Raw genomic sequence first — 17509 nt, 5'->3', positions numbered from 1 at the left:
CCACGACCGGACCGGCCGGGCCTCACATGTCAGCGGGGTCCGGCTCGTCCGGGTCGCTCACATCGAGGTCCGGCTCGTCGAGGTCGCTCACATCGAGGTCCGGCTCGTCCGGGTCCTCGGGGTCCTGGACGTAGCGCAGGACGCCCCACATGGCGTGCTCGTCGGCGGTGTGCGGGGCGTCGGCGCGGCACGCCTCCAGCTCCTTGTCGAGCAGCGGGGCGTCGATGCCGGAGCCGATCAGGACGAGCTGGGTGAGGCGTTCGGCGCCGGCCGCCCAGGGCTCCGGGTAGAACCGCAGGAACCGTCCCACCGCGTGGACGGCGTACCGGTTGCGCGGATCGTGGGCGCCGAAGTCGACGTAGCCCTTGATCCGGTACAGCCCCTCGGGCCGACTGTCGAGGAACCGCATCAGCCGGCGGGGGTCCAGGGGGCGGTCGGTGGTGAACGAGAGGCTGTCGTAGCCGGTGTGCAGGTGACCGGCGTGGCCGTCGGCCTCGTCGTCCGCGGCGTCGCCGAGGACATGGAGGTCGTCGAAGGACAGCTGTCCCACGCGTTCCTCGCTCGGCCGGCAGTCGAACAGGAACTCCGGGTCGATGCGCCCGTAGGTGGCCGGCACGACGGCGGCCCGGTCGGTGAGGCCGCGGACGGCCGCGAGCACCTGGTCGGCGTTCGGGGCCCGGTCCAGCTTGTTGACCACGACGAGGTCGGCGAGCGCGAGATGGCGGTCGATCTCGGGGTGCCGCGACCGGGTGGCGTCGAACTCCGCGGCGTCGACGACCTCGACGAGACCGCCGTAGACCACCCCGGGATGCTCGCTGGCCAGGACCATGCGCACCAGCTCCTGCGGCTCGGCGAGACCGCTGGCCTCGATGACGATCACATCGATGCCGGTCTCGGGCCGGGCCAGCCGTTCGAGGTAGACGTCCAGCTCACCGGCGTCGACGGCACAGCACAGGCAGCCGTTGCCGAGCGAGACGGTGGAGTCCCCGAGCGCGCCGGCCACGGCCATGGCGTCGATCTCGATCGCACCGAAGTCGTTCACGACGGCACCGATCCGGCTGCCGCCGCTGCGGTGCAGCAGGTGGTTGAGGAGCGTCGTCTTGCCGGACCCCAGGAACCCGGCGAGAACGACGACCGGAATCTGCTGCGGCCTAGGGCTCTGCCCCACCGTGCGACCTCTCTCCTGTCGGCACGTGCACCGACTCACGGCCCGGCGCACCTGCGAGGACTGACTGCCGGACCAGGATACGAGCCCTCGGACGGGCGCCTCGAGCCGCCCACAGCACCAAAGACAGAACGGCTGAAGCTGTTCATACGCGGCCAAACTTGGGCAAAACCTATTAAGAACATATGACGGGTCTATAAGCAGGTCAGAATGCATATCGCAAACCCGTATGAACCACCGCAACGGCACGGCCGGAAGCCGTCGTGGATCAAGTCAGGTTAGGCTCACCTCTGTGAGTACGTGCGCGACCGTCTCCCGGAGCCTCGACGAGCCCATTTCCGGAACCGCGGCGACCGCCAGGACCTGGCTTCTGGTGGAACAGCCCGGTCCGTGGGGCGCCAGGGCGCTCACTTCGAGCCACCTGGATCCCGCGCTGGGCCGTGCCCTGGAAGCGGCCGCGAAAGGCACCGGGGTCCGGATCGCGCTGATCCGCCGCCCCGGCCGCCACGCGGACCGCCACACGTCCGGGGTACGCCGGGTGTACGCCGCGCACACCGTGCCCGGCGGCACGTGGGTACGCACCGCCGCGATCGGCGACCCGCGCCGCCTGCTCGACCTCGACTTCACCGCCCTCGGCCGAGGCGACCACCACACCTTCGACGCCGCGCTGCAAGGCCGCCCGTACACCGGCGACCCCCTCGCCCTCGTGTGCACCAACGGCAAGCGCGACCGCTGCTGCGCGCTTCTGGGCCGCCCGCTCGCCGCCGAGCTGGCCGCCTCCGGTGTGGAGGGCGTCTGGGAGGTCACCCATCTGGGCGGTCACCGCTTCTCGCCGACGCTTCTCGTCCTGCCCTACGGCTACGCGTACGGGCGGGCCGAGGCGCACAGCGTCAGGGAGGTCCTGCACGCCGTCCGGGAGGGCCGGATCGTCGTCGACGGCTGCCGGGGCAGCTCGGCGTGGGAGCGGCCCGCACAGGCGGCCGAGCTGGCCGTGCGGAGGGCGGTGCACGAGTACGCGGCGGGCGCGCTGAGCGTCGTACGGACCGAGAGCGCCGTCCGGACGGCCGGGGCGTCCCCGCGCTGGGAGGTGACCGTCGCACACGTGGACGGCCGCTGCTGGCGCGTCCTGGTGGCTCAGGGCGCCTCCGAGCCGCCCCGCCCGGAGAGCTGCGGCACCTCGGTGCTGGGCGCCCCCGCGCGGATGGACGTCGTGGCGGTGCGCGAGCTGACGCACGCCGCTCTGGCCGGCTGACACCCACCCCGCGAGGCCGCGGGAGATCCCCGTCACCCCTCTACGGCCGAGGGCCTGCGCCCACGTACCGTCATGGGTATGAGCCCCACGCCCCCCGCCCGCCGCCTGCGTCTCGGCCTGCCGCGCCGGGTGTTCTCGCAGGTGCTGCTGATGCAGGTGGCGATCGCCGCGGGCGTCGCGGTGCTCGCGACCGGGCTGTTCCTCGCGCCGCTCGGCGACCAGCTGGACGACCAGGCGATGCGCCGCGCGCTCGCGATCGCCCAGACCACCGCCGCCCAGCCGCGGCTCGCCGAGGACGTCCGGACCACCCCACCGGCCGCCGACGGGCCCGTCCAGCGCGAGGCGGAACGCATCCGCGAGGCCACCAGGGCCGAGTACGTCGTGGTGATGGACACCCGCGGCGTGCGCTGGTCGCACACCGAGCCCGCCGAGATCGGCCGGCACGTCTCCACCGACCCCAGCGACGCGCTCGCCGGCCGGGAGGTCATGGAGATCGACGACGGCACCCTGGGCCGCTCCGCGCGCGGCAAGGTGCCGTTGCGCGACGGCGACGGCGAGATCGTCGGAGCGGTGTCGGTCGGCATCGCCTACGACAGTGTCCGCGCGCGGCTGATCCACGCGATCCCCGAGCTGCTGGCGTACGCCGGTGGCGCTCTCGCGGTGGGCGCGCTGGCCGCCTGGCTGATCTCCCGCCGGGTGCACCGGCAGACGCGGGACCTGGCCTTCTCCGACATCGCGGCGCTGCTGGCGGAGCGGGAGGCGATGCTGCACGGCATCCGGGAGGGCGTCGTGGCCCTGGACCGCGCGGGCCGCGTCCGCCTGCTGAACGACGAGGCGCAGCGCCTGCTGGGCATCGGTGACGAGGTCGTCGGCCGCTCCCCCGACGCGGCCCTGGGCGAGGGCCGTACGGCCGATGTGCTGGCCGGCCGGGTGACGGGCACCGATCTGCTGACCGTGCGGGGACAGCGGGTGCTGGTGGCCAACCGGATGCCCACCGGCGACGGCGGTGCCGTCGCCACCCTGCGCGACCGCACCGAGCTGGAGCAGCTGGGCCGGGAGCTGGACTCCACGCGCGGCCTGATCGACGCCCTGCGCGCCCAGGACCACGAGCACGCCAACCGGATGCACACGCTGCTGGGGCTGCTGGAACTGGAGATGTACGACGACGCCGTGGAGTTCGTCGGCGAGGTCGTCGGAGATCACCGGGCCACGGCGGAACAGATCACCGAGAAGATCGAGGACCCGCTGCTCGCCGCACTCCTGGTCGGCAAGGCGACCGTCGCGGCGGAGCGCGCGGTCGCGCTGCGGCTCTCGGGCCGCACCCGGCTGCCCGACCGGCTGATCGACGCCCGGGGGCTGGTCACGATCGTCGGCAACCTGGTCGACAACGCGCTGGACGCCGTGGCGGGCTCGCTCCACGCGCGCGTGGAGGTCGAAGTGCGGGCCGAGGGGCGTACGGCCGTGCTCTCCGTGCGCGACACGGGGCCCGGCGTCCCGGCGGAACACCGCGAGGCGGTCTTCACCGAGGGCTGGTCGACGAAGGAGCCGCCCGCGCACCGGGAGCGCGGCCTCGGGCTGTCCCTGGTCCGCCGGCTGGCCGAGCGGCAGGGCGGCACGGCGACGGTGGCCGAGGCGCCCGGCGGCGGCGCGGAGTTCACCGTGGTGCTGCCCGAGGCACTGACCGAACCGGGGCCCGGACACGCCCTGACGGAGCCGTCGACCCAGCCGGGAGATGCACCAGCCCCGACCGAGCCGCCGACCGGGCCGGGACCCGGCCCCGCACCGCACGCCGGACGGCCCGCAGCACCGCACGCCGAACCGCCCGCCGTACCGTCCGGCGCGCGGAGCGCCGAGGAGGAGTCGCGATGATCGAGGTCCTGGTCGTGGACGACGACACCAGGGTCGCGCGGGTGAACGCCGCGTACGTCGAGAAGGTGCCCGGCTTCCATGTCGCCGCGGAGGCGCACCAGGCGGCGGAGGCGCTGCGGCTGCTGGAGGCGCTGCCCCACGTGGACCTGGTCCTCCTGGATCACTATCTGCCCGACGGGACCGGCCTCGCGGTGGTGCGGGAGATGCGCCGGCGCGGCCTCCAGACCGACGTGATCATGGTGACGGCCGCCCGGGACGTCGCGACGGTGCAGGCGGCGATGCGGCACGGCGCGCTCCAGTACCTGGTCAAGCCGTTCGCCTTCGCGGGCCTGCGCGCCAAGCTGGAGGCGTACGCGCGGCTGCGCCGCACCCTGGACGGCGGCGGCGAGGCGGAACAGGCCGAGGTCGACCGCATCTTCGGGGCGCTGTCGGCGCCCTCGGAGCCGAATCTGCCGAAGGGGCACTCCCCCACCACCGCCGAGCTGGTGCGCCAGTGCCTGATGAACGCCGAGGGGCCGCTGTCGGCCCAGGAGATCGCCGAGCGCACCGGTGTGAGCCGGCAGACCGCCCAGCGCTATCTGAAGCTGCTGGAGCGCACGGGACGGGCCACGCTGACCCTCAAGTACGGGGACGCGGGCCGCCCGGAACACCGTTACGTGTGGGCGACCCGCGCCTGAGGAGCCCCTCCCTGGGGCTTCGGAGGGGCCCTATGCCGCTCCGGCCCCCGTCAGCGACCGCACCTCCGTCTCCGCGTGCTTGGCCTCGTCCGGTACCTCCGCGGAGGTGACGGTGCCGAGCCAGCCGGCGAGGAAGCCCAGCGGGATCGAGACCAGGCCCGGGTTCTGGAGCGGGAAGCACTGGAAGTCGACGCCGGGGAAGAGCGCGTCGGGGCTGCCCGACACCACGGGCGACAGCAGCACCAGCGTCACGGCCGGCACCAGTCCGCCGTAGACGGACCACACGGCGCCGCGGGTGGTGAAGCCCCGCCAGAACAGCGAGTACAGCAGCACCGGCAGGTTCGCGGAGGCGGCCACCGCGAAGGCGAGGCCCACCAGGAAGGCGACGTTGAGGTCCTGGGCGAGCAGGCCGAGAGCGATCGCGACCACACCGATGCCGGCCGCCGCGACCCGGGCGACCGCCACCTCGCTGCGGGGCGCGGTGTGCTTGCGCCGCAGCGACGCGTAGAGGTCGTGGGCCACGGACGCCGAGGAGGCGAGGGTGATCCCGGCGACCACCGCGAGGATGGTGGCGAAGGCGATGGCGGCGACGACCGCGAAGAGAACCGTTCCACCCGTGGAGTGGGCGCCGCCGCCCAGATCTAGCGCCAGCAGCGGAACCGCCGTGTTCCCGGCCGCGTTGGAACCGCGCACGGCGTCCGGTCCCACGATCGCGGCGGCGCCGAACCCGAGGACGATCGTCATCAGGTAGAAGCCGCCGATCAGCCCGATCGACCAGACCACGGAACGCCGTGCCGCCCGTGCGGTGGGCACGGTGTAGAACCGCGACAGGATGTGCGGCAGCCCGGCGGTGCCCAGCACCAGCGCGAGGCCGAGGCTGATGAAGTCGAAGCGGGCGGTCCAGTCGCCGCCGTACTTCAGGCCGGGTGCCAGGAAGGCCGCGCCGTGACCGCTGCGGTCCGCGGCGGTGCGCAGCAGCTGGTCGAAGTCGCCGTGGAACCGCAGGAGTACGAGCACGGTGAGGGTGATCGCCCCGCCCATCAGCAGGACCGCTTTCACGATCTGGATCCAGGTGGTGGCCCGCATCCCTCCCCACGACACATAGACGACCATGAGCGCGCCGACCCCGATGACCGTCCAGGACCGCGCCGCCCCGCTCGTCCCGCCCAGCAGCAGCGCGACCAGGCTGCCCGCGCCCACCATCTGCGCCACCAGATACAGAACGGACACGGTGACCGAGGAAGTTCCCGCCGCTATCCGCACCGGCCGCTCCCGCATCCGCGCGGCGACCACGTCGGCGAGGGTGAAGCGGCCGCAGTTGCGCACCAGTTCGGCCACCAGGAAGAGCACGACCAGCCAGGCGACCAGGAAGCCCACCGAGTACAGCAGGCCGTCGTAGCCGAAGAGCGCGATGAGGCCGGAGATGCCGAGGAAGGAGGCGGCCGACATGTAGTCGCCCGCGATGGCAAAACCATTCTCCATGGGCGAGAAGAGACGCCCGCCCGCGTAGAACTCCTCGGCCGAGCCGTGCCGGTCACGGCTCACCCAGGTCGTGATCCCCAGCGTGACGGCGACGAACGCGCTGAACAGCACCAGCGCCAGCGCCTGATGATCACCGGTCACAAGGCACCGCCCCGGATCCCACGGGTCAGTTCCTGGGTGTCCCAGCGCAGTTCGAGCGCCGCGCGGTCCCGGCGCAGCCGGGCGTGACGGGCGTAGGCCCAGGTGAGCAGGAAGGTGGAGAGGAACTGTCCGAGCCCGGCCAGCATCGCGACGTTCACCGCGCCCACCACCGGCCGGGCCATGAACTCGGGCGCGGTCGTGGCGGTGACGACGTACGCCACGTACCAGGTGAAGAAGGCGGCGAACGCCGGCACGACGAACCTGCGGTACCTGCCGCGTACCTCCTGGAAGGCCGCGCTGCGCTGCACCTCCAGGTAGACGTCGGAGGCGTTCGGTTCGCCGCCCGGGCGCTCCGGCTGTGCTGTCCGGTGCCGGCGCGCGGGCGGCACAGCGGGCGCGGGTACGGGCGTGGGTGTCCCGTCCGCCTCGGCCCAGCCGGAGGCGAGCGCGTCGTACCAGGGGTCGTCGTAGCGCATGGCCGAGGACGCCTGCGCGGGGCCCGGCGCGTCCACCGCGCGGCCGGGAACCGGACTTTCGGGGCCGCTCCCGCCGCCGCGGGTACGACCATTGCTTGGCTGCATGCCCAAGCATGGACAGAACGGGAAGATCCCCGACTCTTCTTCTCCCCGCTCTTCACCCCATCAGGTGACGTGTCTTGCGAGGTGGCGCCGGGCCCGAGCGGGCCCGGCGGCCATGGCTAGGCGTCGATGCGCGAGCGGTCCAGCGTCGCGGCGGAGCTGGAGATGAACTCCTTGCGGGGGGCGACGTCGTTGCCCATCAGCAGGTCGAAGACCTGCTCGGCGGCGTCCAGGTCGGAGAGGTTGATCCGGCGCAGGGTGCGGTGGCGCGGGTCCATCGTGGTCTCGGCCAGCTGGTCGGCGTCCATCTCGCCCAGACCCTTGTAGCGCTGGATCGAGTCCTTGTAGCGGACCCCCTTGCTCTGGAACTCCATCAGCTTGTCGCGCAGTTCGCGGTCGGAGTACGTGTAGACGTACTTGTCCTGGCCCCGCTTGGGCTGGACCAGCTCGATGCGGTGCAGCGGCGGCACGGCGGCGAACACCCGGCCGGCCTCGACCATCGGCCGCATGTAGCGGTGGAACAGCGTGAGCAGCAGGGTCCGGATGTGGGAGCCGTCCACATCGGCGTCGGTCATCATGATGATCTTGCCGTAGCGGGCCGCGTCGATGTCGAACGTCCGGCCCGAGCCCGCCCCTATGACCTGGATGATCGCGCCGCACTCGGCGTTCTTGAGCATGTCGGTCACGGACGACTTCTGGACGTTCAGGATCTTGCCGCGGATCGGCAGCAGCGCCTGGAACTCGGAGTTGCGCGCGAGCTTCGCGGTGCCGAGCGCGGAGTCGCCCTCGACGATGAACAGCTCGCTGCGGTCCACGTCGTCGCTGCGGCAGTCGGCGAGCTTGGCGGGCAGCGAGGAGGACTCCAGGGCCGTCTTGCGGCGCTGCGCGTCCTTGTGCTGCCGGGCGGCGATACGGGTCCGCGCGGCGGCGACGGCCTTCTCCAGGACCACGCGGGCCTGCTGCGCGGCGTCACGCTTGGTGGCCGTCAGGAACGCCTTGAGCTCCTTGGAGATCACGTTGTTCACGATGCGGCGGGCCGCGGAGGTGCCGAGCACCTCCTTGGTCTGGCCCTCGAACTGCGGCTCGGCGAGCCGCACGGTGACGACCGCGGTCAGGCCCTCCAGGGCGTCGTCCTTGACGATGTCGTCCTCGGCGACGCGCAGCAGCTTCTTCGCCCGCAGCACCTCGTTCACGGTCTTGGCGACCGCCTGCTCGAAGCCGGCGACATGGGTGCCGCCCTTGGGCGTGGCGATGATGTTGACGAACGACTTGAGGGTCGTCTCGTAGCCGGTGCCCCAGCGCATGGCGACGTCGACACCGAGTTCACGGGTGACCTCGGTGGGCGTCATCTGGCCGTGCTCGTCGAGCACCGGGACGGTTTCCTTGAAGGTGCCCTGGCCGGTGAAGCGGAGGACATCGCAGATGGGCCGGTCGGACGCCAGGAACTCGCAGAACTCACTGATGCCGCCGTCGAAGCGGAAGGACTCCTCGCCCTTGCTGCCGCCCTCGCCGAGGCCGTACTCGTCGCGGACGACGATGGTCAGGCCGGGCACCAGGAACGCGGTCTGGCGAGCCCGCTGGTGCAGGTTCTCCAGGGAGAGCTTGGCGTCCTTGAGGAAGATCTGGCGGTCGGCCCAGTAGCGCACGCGCGTGCCGGTGCGGGTCTTGGGGATCCTCTTGGCCTTGCGCAGCCCGCTGGTGGCCTCGAACTTCGCGTCCGGACCGGTCGTGGCGAAGGCGCCCGGCACTCCGCGGCGGAAGCTGATGGCGTGGGTGTGGCCACCGCGGTCCACCTCGACGTCCAGCCGCGCGGACAGAGCGTTCACCACGGAGGCGCCGACGCCGTGCAGACCGCCGGAGGCCGCGTAGGAGCCGCCGCCGAACTTTCCGCCGGCGTGCAGCTTGGTCATCACGACCTCGACGCCGGACAGGCCGGTCTTGGGCTCCACGTCGACCGGGATGCCGCGGCCGTTGTCACGGACCTCCACCGAGCCGTCGTCGTGGAGGATCACCTCGATGTGGTCGCAGTAGCCGCCCAGGGCCTCGTCGACGGAGTTGTCGATGATCTCCCACAGGCAGTGCATCAGACCGCGGCTGTCGGTCGATCCGATGTACATGCCCGGGCGCTTGCGAACGGCCTCCAGCCCCTCCAGGACGAGCAGGTGCCGAGCGGTGTAGTTGGAACCGTCGCGGTCTGCTCCTGCCAGCAGCGCAGTGGACGGCACGGACGTCTCGGCGGTCACGCGGTTCGCTCCTCGCTGAATTTCAGATGGGGCCTATCTGGGTAAGGCCGTGGCTTCGGTTGCCGCTCAGAGGGTACCGAGGCCTGGTAGAGCCGTTGTAACGCCACCCTCGTCGGAAGTCACACTAGTCCAGGCTCGCATGAGTGTTCGATCCCTCGATGGAGTGAAGTACATATCACGTTCCCTTCGGGGCATGAACCATTTAGGCTCCGGGCACGTCCTCATGAACAAACCGGCAAGCCAGCCGGGCGGACCGACTGACCGACAAGACCGCGCGAAACCGTACGACACACAGACACGCACTACGGCACATTCGCCGCCAACCGGCAGCAGCCAGCCGCCTCGGAAAAAATCTTTCGAGGAAAAGCCGCGAGCGGGAACGTTTTGGGGCTGGTTGGATGTTGACCCTGGTACGACAGCTCGTCGAGCTAGAGAAGAGGCGACGTGACTACTGTTCTGACCCCCGCGAGCCCGCTGACGGCCGCTGATCGCTGCGACCGCTGCGGCGCCCAGGCATACCTGCGCGTCGTCCTGCTGAGCGGCGGAGAACTGCTCTTCTGCGCCCACCACGGTCGCAAGTTCGAGCCGGAACTCAAGAAGATCGCCGCTGAGATACAGGACGAGACGGAGCGGCTCACGTCCGCTCCCGACAACGCCTCCGAAGAAGAGCGCTGACCTCTCGCGTCCACGACGAGCCAGCTCCGGCACAGGCCGGTGAACGGGCGGCCGACCCTGGTCCTCAGGGTCGGCCGCCCGTCGTCCTGTCCGGCGGCGCGGCTCAGCTCTTCGTCAGGCTCCCTGGCGCGGCGCCATGGCCCCGCGGTCCCAGCCCAGCCGGCGCAGGGCGTCCGAGACGCGGGTGTAGACACCTGGGCTGCCGGCGCGCCCGCAGCCGCTCCCCCAGGACACCAGTCCGATCAGCCGCCCCTGGGCCACCAGCGGCCCGCCGCTGTCGCCCTGGCAGGCGTCCTTGCCCCCCTGCGGCTCCCCGGCGCAGACCATGGCCTCCGAGACGTAGGTGCCGTCGCCACCGCGCGGATACGCCGCCTCACAGGACGCGTCCGGCAGCACATGCACGCGCGCGGCACGCAGCCCGTACGCGTAGTCACCGATGCCCGTGGCATCGCCCCAGCCGTAGACGACGGCGCCCGTACCGGCCGCGTAGGCCGGATCGGCCGCGCCGGCCATCGCGACGACCGCGCTCCGCGGCAGCGGCTCGGCGAGGGTGAGCACCGCGAAGTCCCCGACGTTGCTGACATCGTCGTAGTCCGGGTTCACCCAGCTCTCGCGCACCGCGATCTCCTGGCCCTGGCTGGTGCGCAGATCCGTGCGGCCGGCGATCACCTTGAGATCGGCCACCTGGTCCGGCGGTGAGCCGAGGACGTCCGCGTCCAGGCAGTGGGCCGCCGTGAGCACGGTCGTGGGGCCGACCACCACCCCGCCGCAGAACTGGCCGGACCGCGTACCTCCGAACCGGTCACGGCTGGACAGCGCCACCGTCCACGGGGCTTCCGACACATCGACCGGGAAACCGCCGACGACTATGCCGTCGGCGGCCGCGGGGGTGGCGGAGACCAGCGGTGCCAGCGGTATTGCGGCCGCGGCGGCCGCCAGGACCAGCGGCCGGGCCAGCGCCCGGACAAAGGGGCGACGCATACGGACTCCTCACTCTGGGGTGCCTGTTGAAACACCCAGAGTGATCCAATGCGCCGCACCCCGCACCCGCTCAGCACGAAGGCCCGGCACCGCAGTCGGCGGTACCGGGCCTTCGACGTCGTACGACCGCGACCTAGTCGAGGTAGTCGCGCAGCACCTGCGAACGCGACGGGTGGCGCAGCTTCGACATGGTCTTGGACTCGATCTGGCGGATGCGCTCACGCGTCACGCCGTACACCTTGCCGATCTCGTCGAGGGTCTTCGGCTGACCGTCGGTGAGACCGAAGCGCATGGAGACGACGCCCGCCTCGCGCTCGGACAGGGTGTCGAGCACCGAGTGCAGCTGCTCCTGGAGCAGCGTGAAGCTGACCGCGTCGGCCGGGACGACGGCCTCGGAGTCCTCGATGAGGTCACCGAACTCGCTGTCGCCGTCCTCGCCCAGCGGGGTGTGCAGGGAGATGGGCTCGCGGCCGTACTTCTGGACCTCGATGACCTTCTCGGGGGTCATGTCGAGTTCCTTGGCCAGCTCCTCCGGGGTGGGCTCGCGGCCCAGGTCCTGGAGCATCTGGCGCTGGACGCGCGCCAGCTTGTTGATGACCTCGACCATGTGCACCGGGATACGGATGGTGCGGGCCTGGTCGGCCATGGCGCGGGTGATCGCCTGACGGATCCACCAGGTGGCGTACGTGGAGAACTTGTAGCCCTTGGTGTAGTCGAACTTCTCGACCGCGCGGATCAGACCGAGGTTGCCCTCCTGGATCAGGTCCAGGAAGAGCATGCCGCGGCCGGTGTAGCGCTTGGCCAGGGAGACCACCAGACGGAGGTTGGCCTCCAGCAGGTGGTTCTTGGCGCGGCGGCCGTCCTCGGCGATGATCTCCAGCTCGCGCTTGAGCTTCGGCGCGAGCTTGTCGGCGTTGGCCAGCTTGTCCTCGGCGAACAGACCCGCCTCGATGCGCTTGGCCAGCTCGACCTCCTGCTCGGCGTTGAGCAGGGGGACCTTGCCGATCTGCTTGAGGTAGTCCTTGACCGGGTCGGCGGTGGCACCGGCCGCGGCGACCTGCTGCGCCGGAGCGTCGTCCTCGTCCTCGTCGGACAGGACGAAGCCCGCGCTCTCGGTGCCCTCCGGCTCGTCGCCCGGCTTGGCGTCCTCGAGCACCTCTTCCTCGAGGAGCTCGGCGTCGTCCTTCTTGGCGGTGGTCTTCTTGGCCGCCGTCTTCTTGGCGACCGTCTTCTTCGCGGTCGCCTTCTTGGCGACCGTCTTCTTCGCAGCCGCCTTCTTGGCAGGCGTGGCTTCCTCGGCGGGATCGACGGCAGGGTCAGCGGGCGCGGCCGGTGCGGCCGACGTGGCGGTGGCCTTCCGGGTGGTCACCGTCTTCGCCGCGACCGCCTTGGTGGCGGTGCGCTTGGCCGGGCTCTTCGCTGCGACGCTCTTTCGGGTGCGCTTGGGCTCTGCGGCACTGACCATCAGCGTCACACCCTCTTCCTCGAGGATCTGATTGAGGCTGCGCAGTACGTTCTTCCACTGAGTGGCCGGAATCTGGTCAGCTTCGAAGGCCCGACGCACGTCATCGCCGGCGATCTGCCCCTCAGCCTTTCCCCGCTCAATGAGCGCCATGACAGAGACGGACTCGGCGATCTCCGGCGGGAGCGTACGGGATGTGCTGGCCGACACGAACAACCTCTCGGAACGTTGGAAAACGACTTCCGGCACCGTCCACGGCGGACAGGAGCCGACCACCGGCTTGGGAGTGGGCCGACGGCGCGGGCGGGGGCCGGGAAGATGCACAGCGCCTTGAACGGCGTCCGTATTCCCTCCGCGGCTGTCACCTCTTAGGTCATCGCGTTGTCCCCACAAGCGTTACGCCCATTCTGCGTGGCCCGAGTCACACCCCGTAAGTGGTCAGAAGTGGTCAGATGCGGACAGAACGGGGCGGAGGTGGGTGGTGCGCGGGCGGAGGCCGCCCATACGGGCCCCTTCCGCGCCGGCGGAGCTTCAGCCTAGGGGCGTTCCCGGCCAGGGGGCGGCGTCGGCTGCGGGGGTCCCTGGGGCAGGGGGCGGCGTCGGCTGCCAGATCTCCGGCCGGGGGCGGCCTCGACTGCGGGAGTCCCGGCCCAGGGGCGGCGTCGGCTGCGGGGTGGTCCCGGCCAGGGTGGCGGATCGGCTGCGGGGGTGTCCGGCAGGGCAGGGGGCCCGGGGGCATCCCAGCCGAGTCGTCCGAGGCCGCGCCGAGGCAGGAGCGGGGGCCGAGGAAGGGACGGGGGCCGAGGAAGGAGCGGTCGTCGCCTTGACTGGGCCGCGCCCCGGCTTACGGCGTACAGCCGCCCGTCCCCCTGCTCCCGCTCCACGCCACCACGCCGTCGCCCTTCACCCCGCGGCGCAGCCGTCCCGTCATGCCGTCGCGCCGTCGGACCCCGCAGGCACAGAGTCCTGCGGGGTCCGACGGGAGACGGCTCGCCAGGCCGAGCGGTGCCGGAGACCGGAGAGAAGAGGATGAAGCGAAGGCAGCGGGTGGAGAGGGTGGAGAGGGAGCGCCGGAAGGAGGGCGGGCCCTCCGACCCTGACGCCTGGGCGTGCGGAGGCCCCTCAGTGCTCGCGCGGCGCGGGCACCACGCGCTCCACCTCTGGATGCACGGTGAGCAGCTGCCGCATGGCCGCCTCGGCCGCAGCGCCGTCGCCCGCGGCGAGCGCGTCGACGATCCGGCCGTGGTGCACCAGGGTCGCCTCGTGCGGCCGGTCACAGCCCGTGACCGGACCTCCGGAGACCTGGAGCGCCGCGGAAACGATGCCGGAGAGGTGCTCCAGCATGCGGTTGCCCGCGACCTGGATCAGCAGGGAGTGGAACTCGGCGTCCGCGCGAGAGAAGGTGAGCGCGTCACCCTGCCCCATGGCGTGGCCCATGATCTCGACCATGTCGGACAGCCGCTGCTGGATGTCCTCGCGTCCGTGCCCGGCGGCGAGGCGCGCGGCGAGCGGCTCGATCGTCCAGCGCAGCTCGCTCAGCTCACGCCGCTGGTCGTCGCGCTGGGGCCCGAAGGCCCGCCACTCGATGATGTCGGGGTCGAGCAGGTTCCAGTCGCTGACGGGACGTACCCGCGTGCCGACGTTCGGGCGGGCGCTGACCAGGCCCTTGGCCTCCAGGACGCGCAGCGACTCGCGGACGACGGTGCGGGAGACCTCGAACCGCTGGCCGATCTCCTCGGGGACCAGCGGACGGTCGGCGCCCAGGTCGCCGGAGACGATCATCTGGCCCAGCTGCTGTACGAGTTGGCCGTGCAGCCCGCGTCCGCGGCTGCCCGCGGCGCGGCGGCCCACCCGGCCCAGCTCGGGGTCCGCGCCCTCCCACGCGGGGACTCCGACGCGGTCCGCGGCTGCGGTCTCGGCGAAGGGATAGCGGTCGAGTTCACCCGGGCCGGCGAGGCCGGTGTCTGCGGCGCGGGCGGGGGTCATCATGGTGTGCGCAAGGGTACTCACGCATCCTTTGTCGGCGCCGTCCTCAACTCCCTTGAGGTCTTTGGTGAAAAGCACACGAAAGGGTGATCGCTCACCTCGTCGCAATTGACGCCTTATCGAAAAGAAATGGCCGTTCTGCGCAGGAGTTGTGCACGGGTCGGACCGGAAGGGCGCGGACGGTTGTCATCGGGCCCTGCCCCGCAACGTCGTGAGCAGATACGCGCAGACCAGCACGGCCAGCGACAACGTCAGTGCACTGCCCACGGGTTGACCGACAACGCGCGCCACGACGGCGAGGTAGCGGTCGCCTCCGAAGGGCCATTGCGACAGCAGCACCTCGCGCAGCCGCAGCGGAAATCCGGCCGCGCTCCGCACGGACGGCCCCTCCGCGAGCTTCTGTACGAGCGGCACGACGACCACGGGTACGGCGACCACCGCCGCGAGCCCGGCCGAGGTGGACCGGAAGATCCCGGCGGCCAGCACGCCGGCCCAGGCGCATCCGATGACCAGCCCGATCCAGCTCGCCCCCAGGGCCGGCCAGTCCGAGGGGATCCGGGCGAGTTCGTCTCCGTAGAACAGGTAGAGCACTTCGGCGTCGCAGCCCACGGTGAGGACCGCCAGGATCAGCGCGACGACCGCCGAGACCAGGAGCTTGGCGGCGAGCAGCCCCAGCCGCCGGGGCACGGTGCCGCGGTCCACCGCCAGGGCGGGGTGGCGGAACTCGTCCCCGAAGCTCACCGCACCCAGCAGCCCCGCACCGAGCGCCGCGGGCGGCAGCGGCAGCTCCCGCGGCCAGGCGGCGAACAGGCGCGGCTGCGGAGTGTGGCCGACCCGGGCCAGCAGTACGGCGGTGAGCACGGACGTCACCAGCACCACGCCCCCGGTGAGAAACCCGATCCCGACCCCCGTCGCACGCCGCAGCTCGTACCGCAGCGGCCGGAGCGGGCTGGGAGCGGGGCGGACCGAGATGGGGGGCGGGAGATCGGGGAGGGTGGTGGGGTTGGGAGCGGTTGGGTTGGGGCGGGGGTCGGTGGGGGCGGGGGCGTTGACCGGGTCGGCGGCTGTGGCGGCCGCGTCGGACGCCGGGTCGACGACGGTGACGCCTGGGGTCGCTTTGTCGACAGCCGCCGGGAGCCCCTGGGCGCACCCCTCCGCCCCACTCTCCGCCTCACTCTCCCCCTCGCTCCCGTCCTCGCTCGCCTCCTCCGCACACGGCCCCATGTCGCCCACCTCATGGGCGAGTTGGTGTACGAGGATGCCGTGCCGGAACGCGGTCTCGCCGACGTCCGCGCATGTACTGCCGTACACGAACAGGCGGTTGCCGCCGTCCTGCACGACCTCGACGGAGCGCTGCCCGGTGCGGGCTTCCTTGGCGAGGAGGGCGGCCAGGCGAACGGCGTGCGGGGTGCGGACGGCGACGCGTGGCCGCAGTCGGGTCCGGGCGAAGTCCGCGGCCTCCTGGTCCGCGACGACCCTGCCGTCTTCCAGGGTGACGACCCGGTCGGCGGTGCGCGCGGCCTCCTTGGGATCGGTGGTGGTGACGAGGACGGTGCCGCCGTGCTCCGCGTGGGCGCGCAGCATGCCGTACAGCCACTGGGTCTCCCGGACGGAGAGCCCGTCGGCGGGGTGGTCGAGCACGAGCGTGTGCGGGTCGGCGAGCAGGGCACAGGCGAGGCCCAGGCGGCGGTCCATGCCGCGGGAGAGCGTGCCGAGGCGTTCGTCGCGCAGGCTGACGAGGCCGACCGCTTCGAGGACTTCGTCCGCCCGCCGCACCGGGACGCCGGCGGCGGCGCACAGCATGCGCAGGTGGCCGCGCACACTCCGTCCCGGGTGGCCGGGAACATCACCCAGCAGGACACCCACCTCGCGCGAGGGATGGGCGATGCGGTGCAGCGGACGCCCTCTGAAGTGCGTGACGCCTCGGCCCTGTTGGAGTTCGAGCATGAGCCTGAGCACCGTCGTCCCGCCCGCGTCCGCGGCACCGAGCAGTGTGGTGACGCGGCCCGCGGGCGCTTCGAAGGAGACGTCGTCGACGATGGTCGGGAGGTCCTTGCGGGGGATGCTGGTCAGTCCGAAGGCCTGGATCACCCAAAGCAATTTAGCGCGCTATATACGGTTTTTCGGGCATCGCACGGCCAGCTCCGGGCCCGGGCTGTCCTTGACTCAGGCTGCTCCCGGCTCGTGCCGTCCGCCTCGAAGGCCTGCCCTCCCCGGCACGAGTCCGCGGCTCAGACCTCGGGGCGCAGCATCGGCGGGTTGAGGAGCGTGGCACCGCCGGCCCGGAAGAGCTGCGCGGGTCGTCCGCCCTGACGCGTGGTCGTACCGCCGGTCGGCACGAGGAACCCCGGTGTGCCCGTCACCTTGCGGTGGAAGTTGCGCGGGTCCAGAGCCACGCCCCACACCGCCTCGTACACCCGGCGCAGCTCCCCGACCGTGAACTCGGGCGGGCAGAACGCCGTGGCCAGCGACGAGTACTCGATCTTGGAGCGGGCGCGTTCCACCCCGTCCGACAGGATCTGCGCGTGGTCGAAGGCGAGCGGCGCCAGGGCCTCGCCGTCGCGGCCGTACCCGCCCTGGTCCAGCAGTTCCTCCACCGGCGCCCAGCGCGCGTTCGCGGCGTCGCCGCCCGCGCGCGGTGCGGGCAGGTCCGGAGCGAGCGCGAGGTGGGCCACGCTGACGACCCGCATCCGGGGGTCGCGCTTGGGGTCACCGTAGGTCGCGAGTTGCTCCAGATGAGCGCCGTTGTCCTGGGCCGGAGCGGCGGGGTCGTGCACGCGCAGCCCGGTCTCCTCGGCCAGCTCACGCGCCGCCGCCTGCGACAGGTCCTCGTCGTCCCGCACGAAGCCGCCGGGCAGGGCCCAGCGCCCCTGGAACGGCGGCTCGCCCCTGCGTACCGCCAGCGCGCACAGGGCATGGCGACGCACGGTCAGCACGACCAGGTCCACGGTGACGGCGAAAGGCGGAAAGGCTGACGGGTCGTAGGGCATGCCGCGAT

Annotated in this window: 13 protein-coding genes; 4 read left to right on the top strand and 9 right to left on the bottom strand. The window is 71.8% G+C overall.

The features are described 5' to 3' along the window. Positions 1-22 precede the first annotated feature (22 nt). The gene (locus tag ABT232_RS09525; RefSeq protein WP_351838188.1) at positions 23-1168 is read right to left on the bottom strand and encodes a CobW family GTP-binding protein; all 1146 of its coding nucleotides are present in this window, start codon (positions 1166-1168) and stop codon (positions 23-25) included. Between the two features lie 289 nt (positions 1169-1457). Between ABT232_RS09525 and ABT232_RS09520 the strand changes: the two genes are divergently transcribed. The 3 genes from ABT232_RS09520 to ABT232_RS09510 all read left to right on the top strand — a co-directional run bounded on the left by ABT232_RS09520 (position 1458) and on the right by ABT232_RS09510 (position 4963). Further along, positions 1458-2417 carry a ferredoxin family protein gene (locus ABT232_RS09520; RefSeq protein WP_351838185.1) on the top strand — a complete coding sequence of 320 codons (960 nt, stop codon included), beginning with the start codon at positions 1458-1460 and terminating at the stop codon, positions 2415-2417. A gap of 78 nt (positions 2418-2495) precedes the next feature. Next, positions 2496-4286: a sensor histidine kinase gene (locus tag ABT232_RS09515; protein WP_351838183.1), complete on the top strand. Its 1791-nt coding sequence runs from the start codon at positions 2496-2498 to the stop codon at positions 4284-4286. Then, positions 4283-4963, top strand: a complete 681-nt coding sequence (locus tag ABT232_RS09510; protein ID WP_351838180.1) for a response regulator — start codon at positions 4283-4285, stop codon at positions 4961-4963. Before ABT232_RS09515 ends, ABT232_RS09510 begins: the two co-directional genes overlap by 4 nt. A gap of 30 nt (positions 4964-4993) precedes the next feature. Here ABT232_RS09510 and ABT232_RS09505 read toward each other — a convergent pair whose 3' ends face one another. The 3 genes from ABT232_RS09505 to ABT232_RS09495 all read right to left on the bottom strand — a co-directional run bounded on the left by ABT232_RS09505 (position 4994) and on the right by ABT232_RS09495 (position 9407). Further along, positions 4994-6586, bottom strand: coding sequence for a monocarboxylic acid transporter (locus ABT232_RS09505; protein ID WP_351838178.1), 1593 nt, complete (start codon positions 6584-6586; stop codon positions 4994-4996). Further along, the gene (locus tag ABT232_RS09500) at positions 6583-7167 is read right to left on the bottom strand and encodes a DUF485 domain-containing protein (RefSeq protein ID WP_351838176.1); all 585 of its coding nucleotides are present in this window, start codon (positions 7165-7167) and stop codon (positions 6583-6585) included. The genes ABT232_RS09505 and ABT232_RS09500 overlap by 4 nt, the downstream gene beginning before the upstream one ends. A gap of 116 nt (positions 7168-7283) precedes the next feature. Next, complete coding sequence (locus ABT232_RS09495; protein WP_351838174.1) at positions 7284-9407, bottom strand: DNA gyrase/topoisomerase IV subunit B; 2124 nt, start codon at positions 9405-9407, stop codon at positions 7284-7286. A 444-nt stretch (positions 9408-9851) separates the two neighbouring features. Between ABT232_RS09495 and ABT232_RS09490 the strand changes: the two genes are divergently transcribed. Continuing rightward, positions 9852-10082 carry a DUF7455 domain-containing protein gene (locus ABT232_RS09490; RefSeq protein WP_351838171.1) on the top strand — a complete coding sequence of 77 codons (231 nt, stop codon included), beginning with the start codon at positions 9852-9854 and terminating at the stop codon, positions 10080-10082. Between the two features lie 114 nt (positions 10083-10196). Here ABT232_RS09490 and ABT232_RS09485 read toward each other — a convergent pair whose 3' ends face one another. The 5 genes from ABT232_RS09485 to ABT232_RS09465 form a co-directional block, all read right to left on the bottom strand. Next, entirely contained in the window at positions 10197-11063 is an 867-nt protein-coding gene (locus tag ABT232_RS09485; protein WP_351838169.1) for a S1 family serine peptidase, read from the bottom strand. 133 nt (positions 11064-11196) lie between these two features. Further along, entirely contained in the window at positions 11197-12735 is a 1539-nt protein-coding gene (locus ABT232_RS09480) for an RNA polymerase sigma factor (RefSeq protein WP_351838166.1), read from the bottom strand. 912 nt (positions 12736-13647) lie between these two features. Then, positions 13648-14535 (bottom strand): FadR/GntR family transcriptional regulator, encoded by an 888-nt coding sequence (locus tag ABT232_RS09475; RefSeq protein WP_351838164.1) that lies wholly within the window; start codon positions 14533-14535, stop codon positions 13648-13650. Between the two features lie 162 nt (positions 14536-14697). After that, positions 14698-16602, bottom strand: a complete 1905-nt coding sequence (locus ABT232_RS09470; protein WP_351838162.1) for an ATP-binding cassette domain-containing protein — start codon at positions 16600-16602, stop codon at positions 14698-14700. A 140-nt stretch (positions 16603-16742) separates the two neighbouring features. After that, complete coding sequence (locus ABT232_RS09465) at positions 16743-17501, bottom strand: NUDIX hydrolase (protein WP_351838159.1); 759 nt, start codon at positions 17499-17501, stop codon at positions 16743-16745. Positions 17502-17509 lie beyond the last annotated feature (8 nt).

The organism is Streptomyces sp. NPDC001532 (assembly GCF_040298625.1).
In the GTDB taxonomy this organism is placed as follows: Bacteria; Actinomycetota; Actinomycetes; order Streptomycetales; family Streptomycetaceae; genus Streptomyces.
This window is presented reverse-complemented; position numbering and strand designations above follow the sequence as displayed.

Bases quoted from the DNA above. Each gene is read 5' to 3' on its own strand.
- ABT232_RS09515 (WP_351838183.1), top strand. From the start codon at position 2,496: ATGAGCCCCACGCCCCCCGCCCGCCGCCTGCGTCTCGGCCTGCCGCGC.
- ABT232_RS09510 (WP_351838180.1), top strand. From the start codon at position 4,283: ATGATCGAGGTCCTGGTCGTGGACGACGACACCAGGGTCGCGCGGGTG.
- ABT232_RS09500 (WP_351838176.1), bottom strand. From the start codon at position 7,167: ATGCAGCCAAGCAATGGTCGTACCCGCGGCGGCGGGAGCGGCCCCGAA.
- ABT232_RS09485 (WP_351838169.1), bottom strand. From the start codon at position 11,063: ATGCGTCGCCCCTTTGTCCGGGCGCTGGCCCGGCCGCTGGTCCTGGCG.
- ABT232_RS09465 (WP_351838159.1), bottom strand. From the start codon at position 17,501: ATGCCCTACGACCCGTCAGCCTTTCCGCCTTTCGCCGTCACCGTGGAC.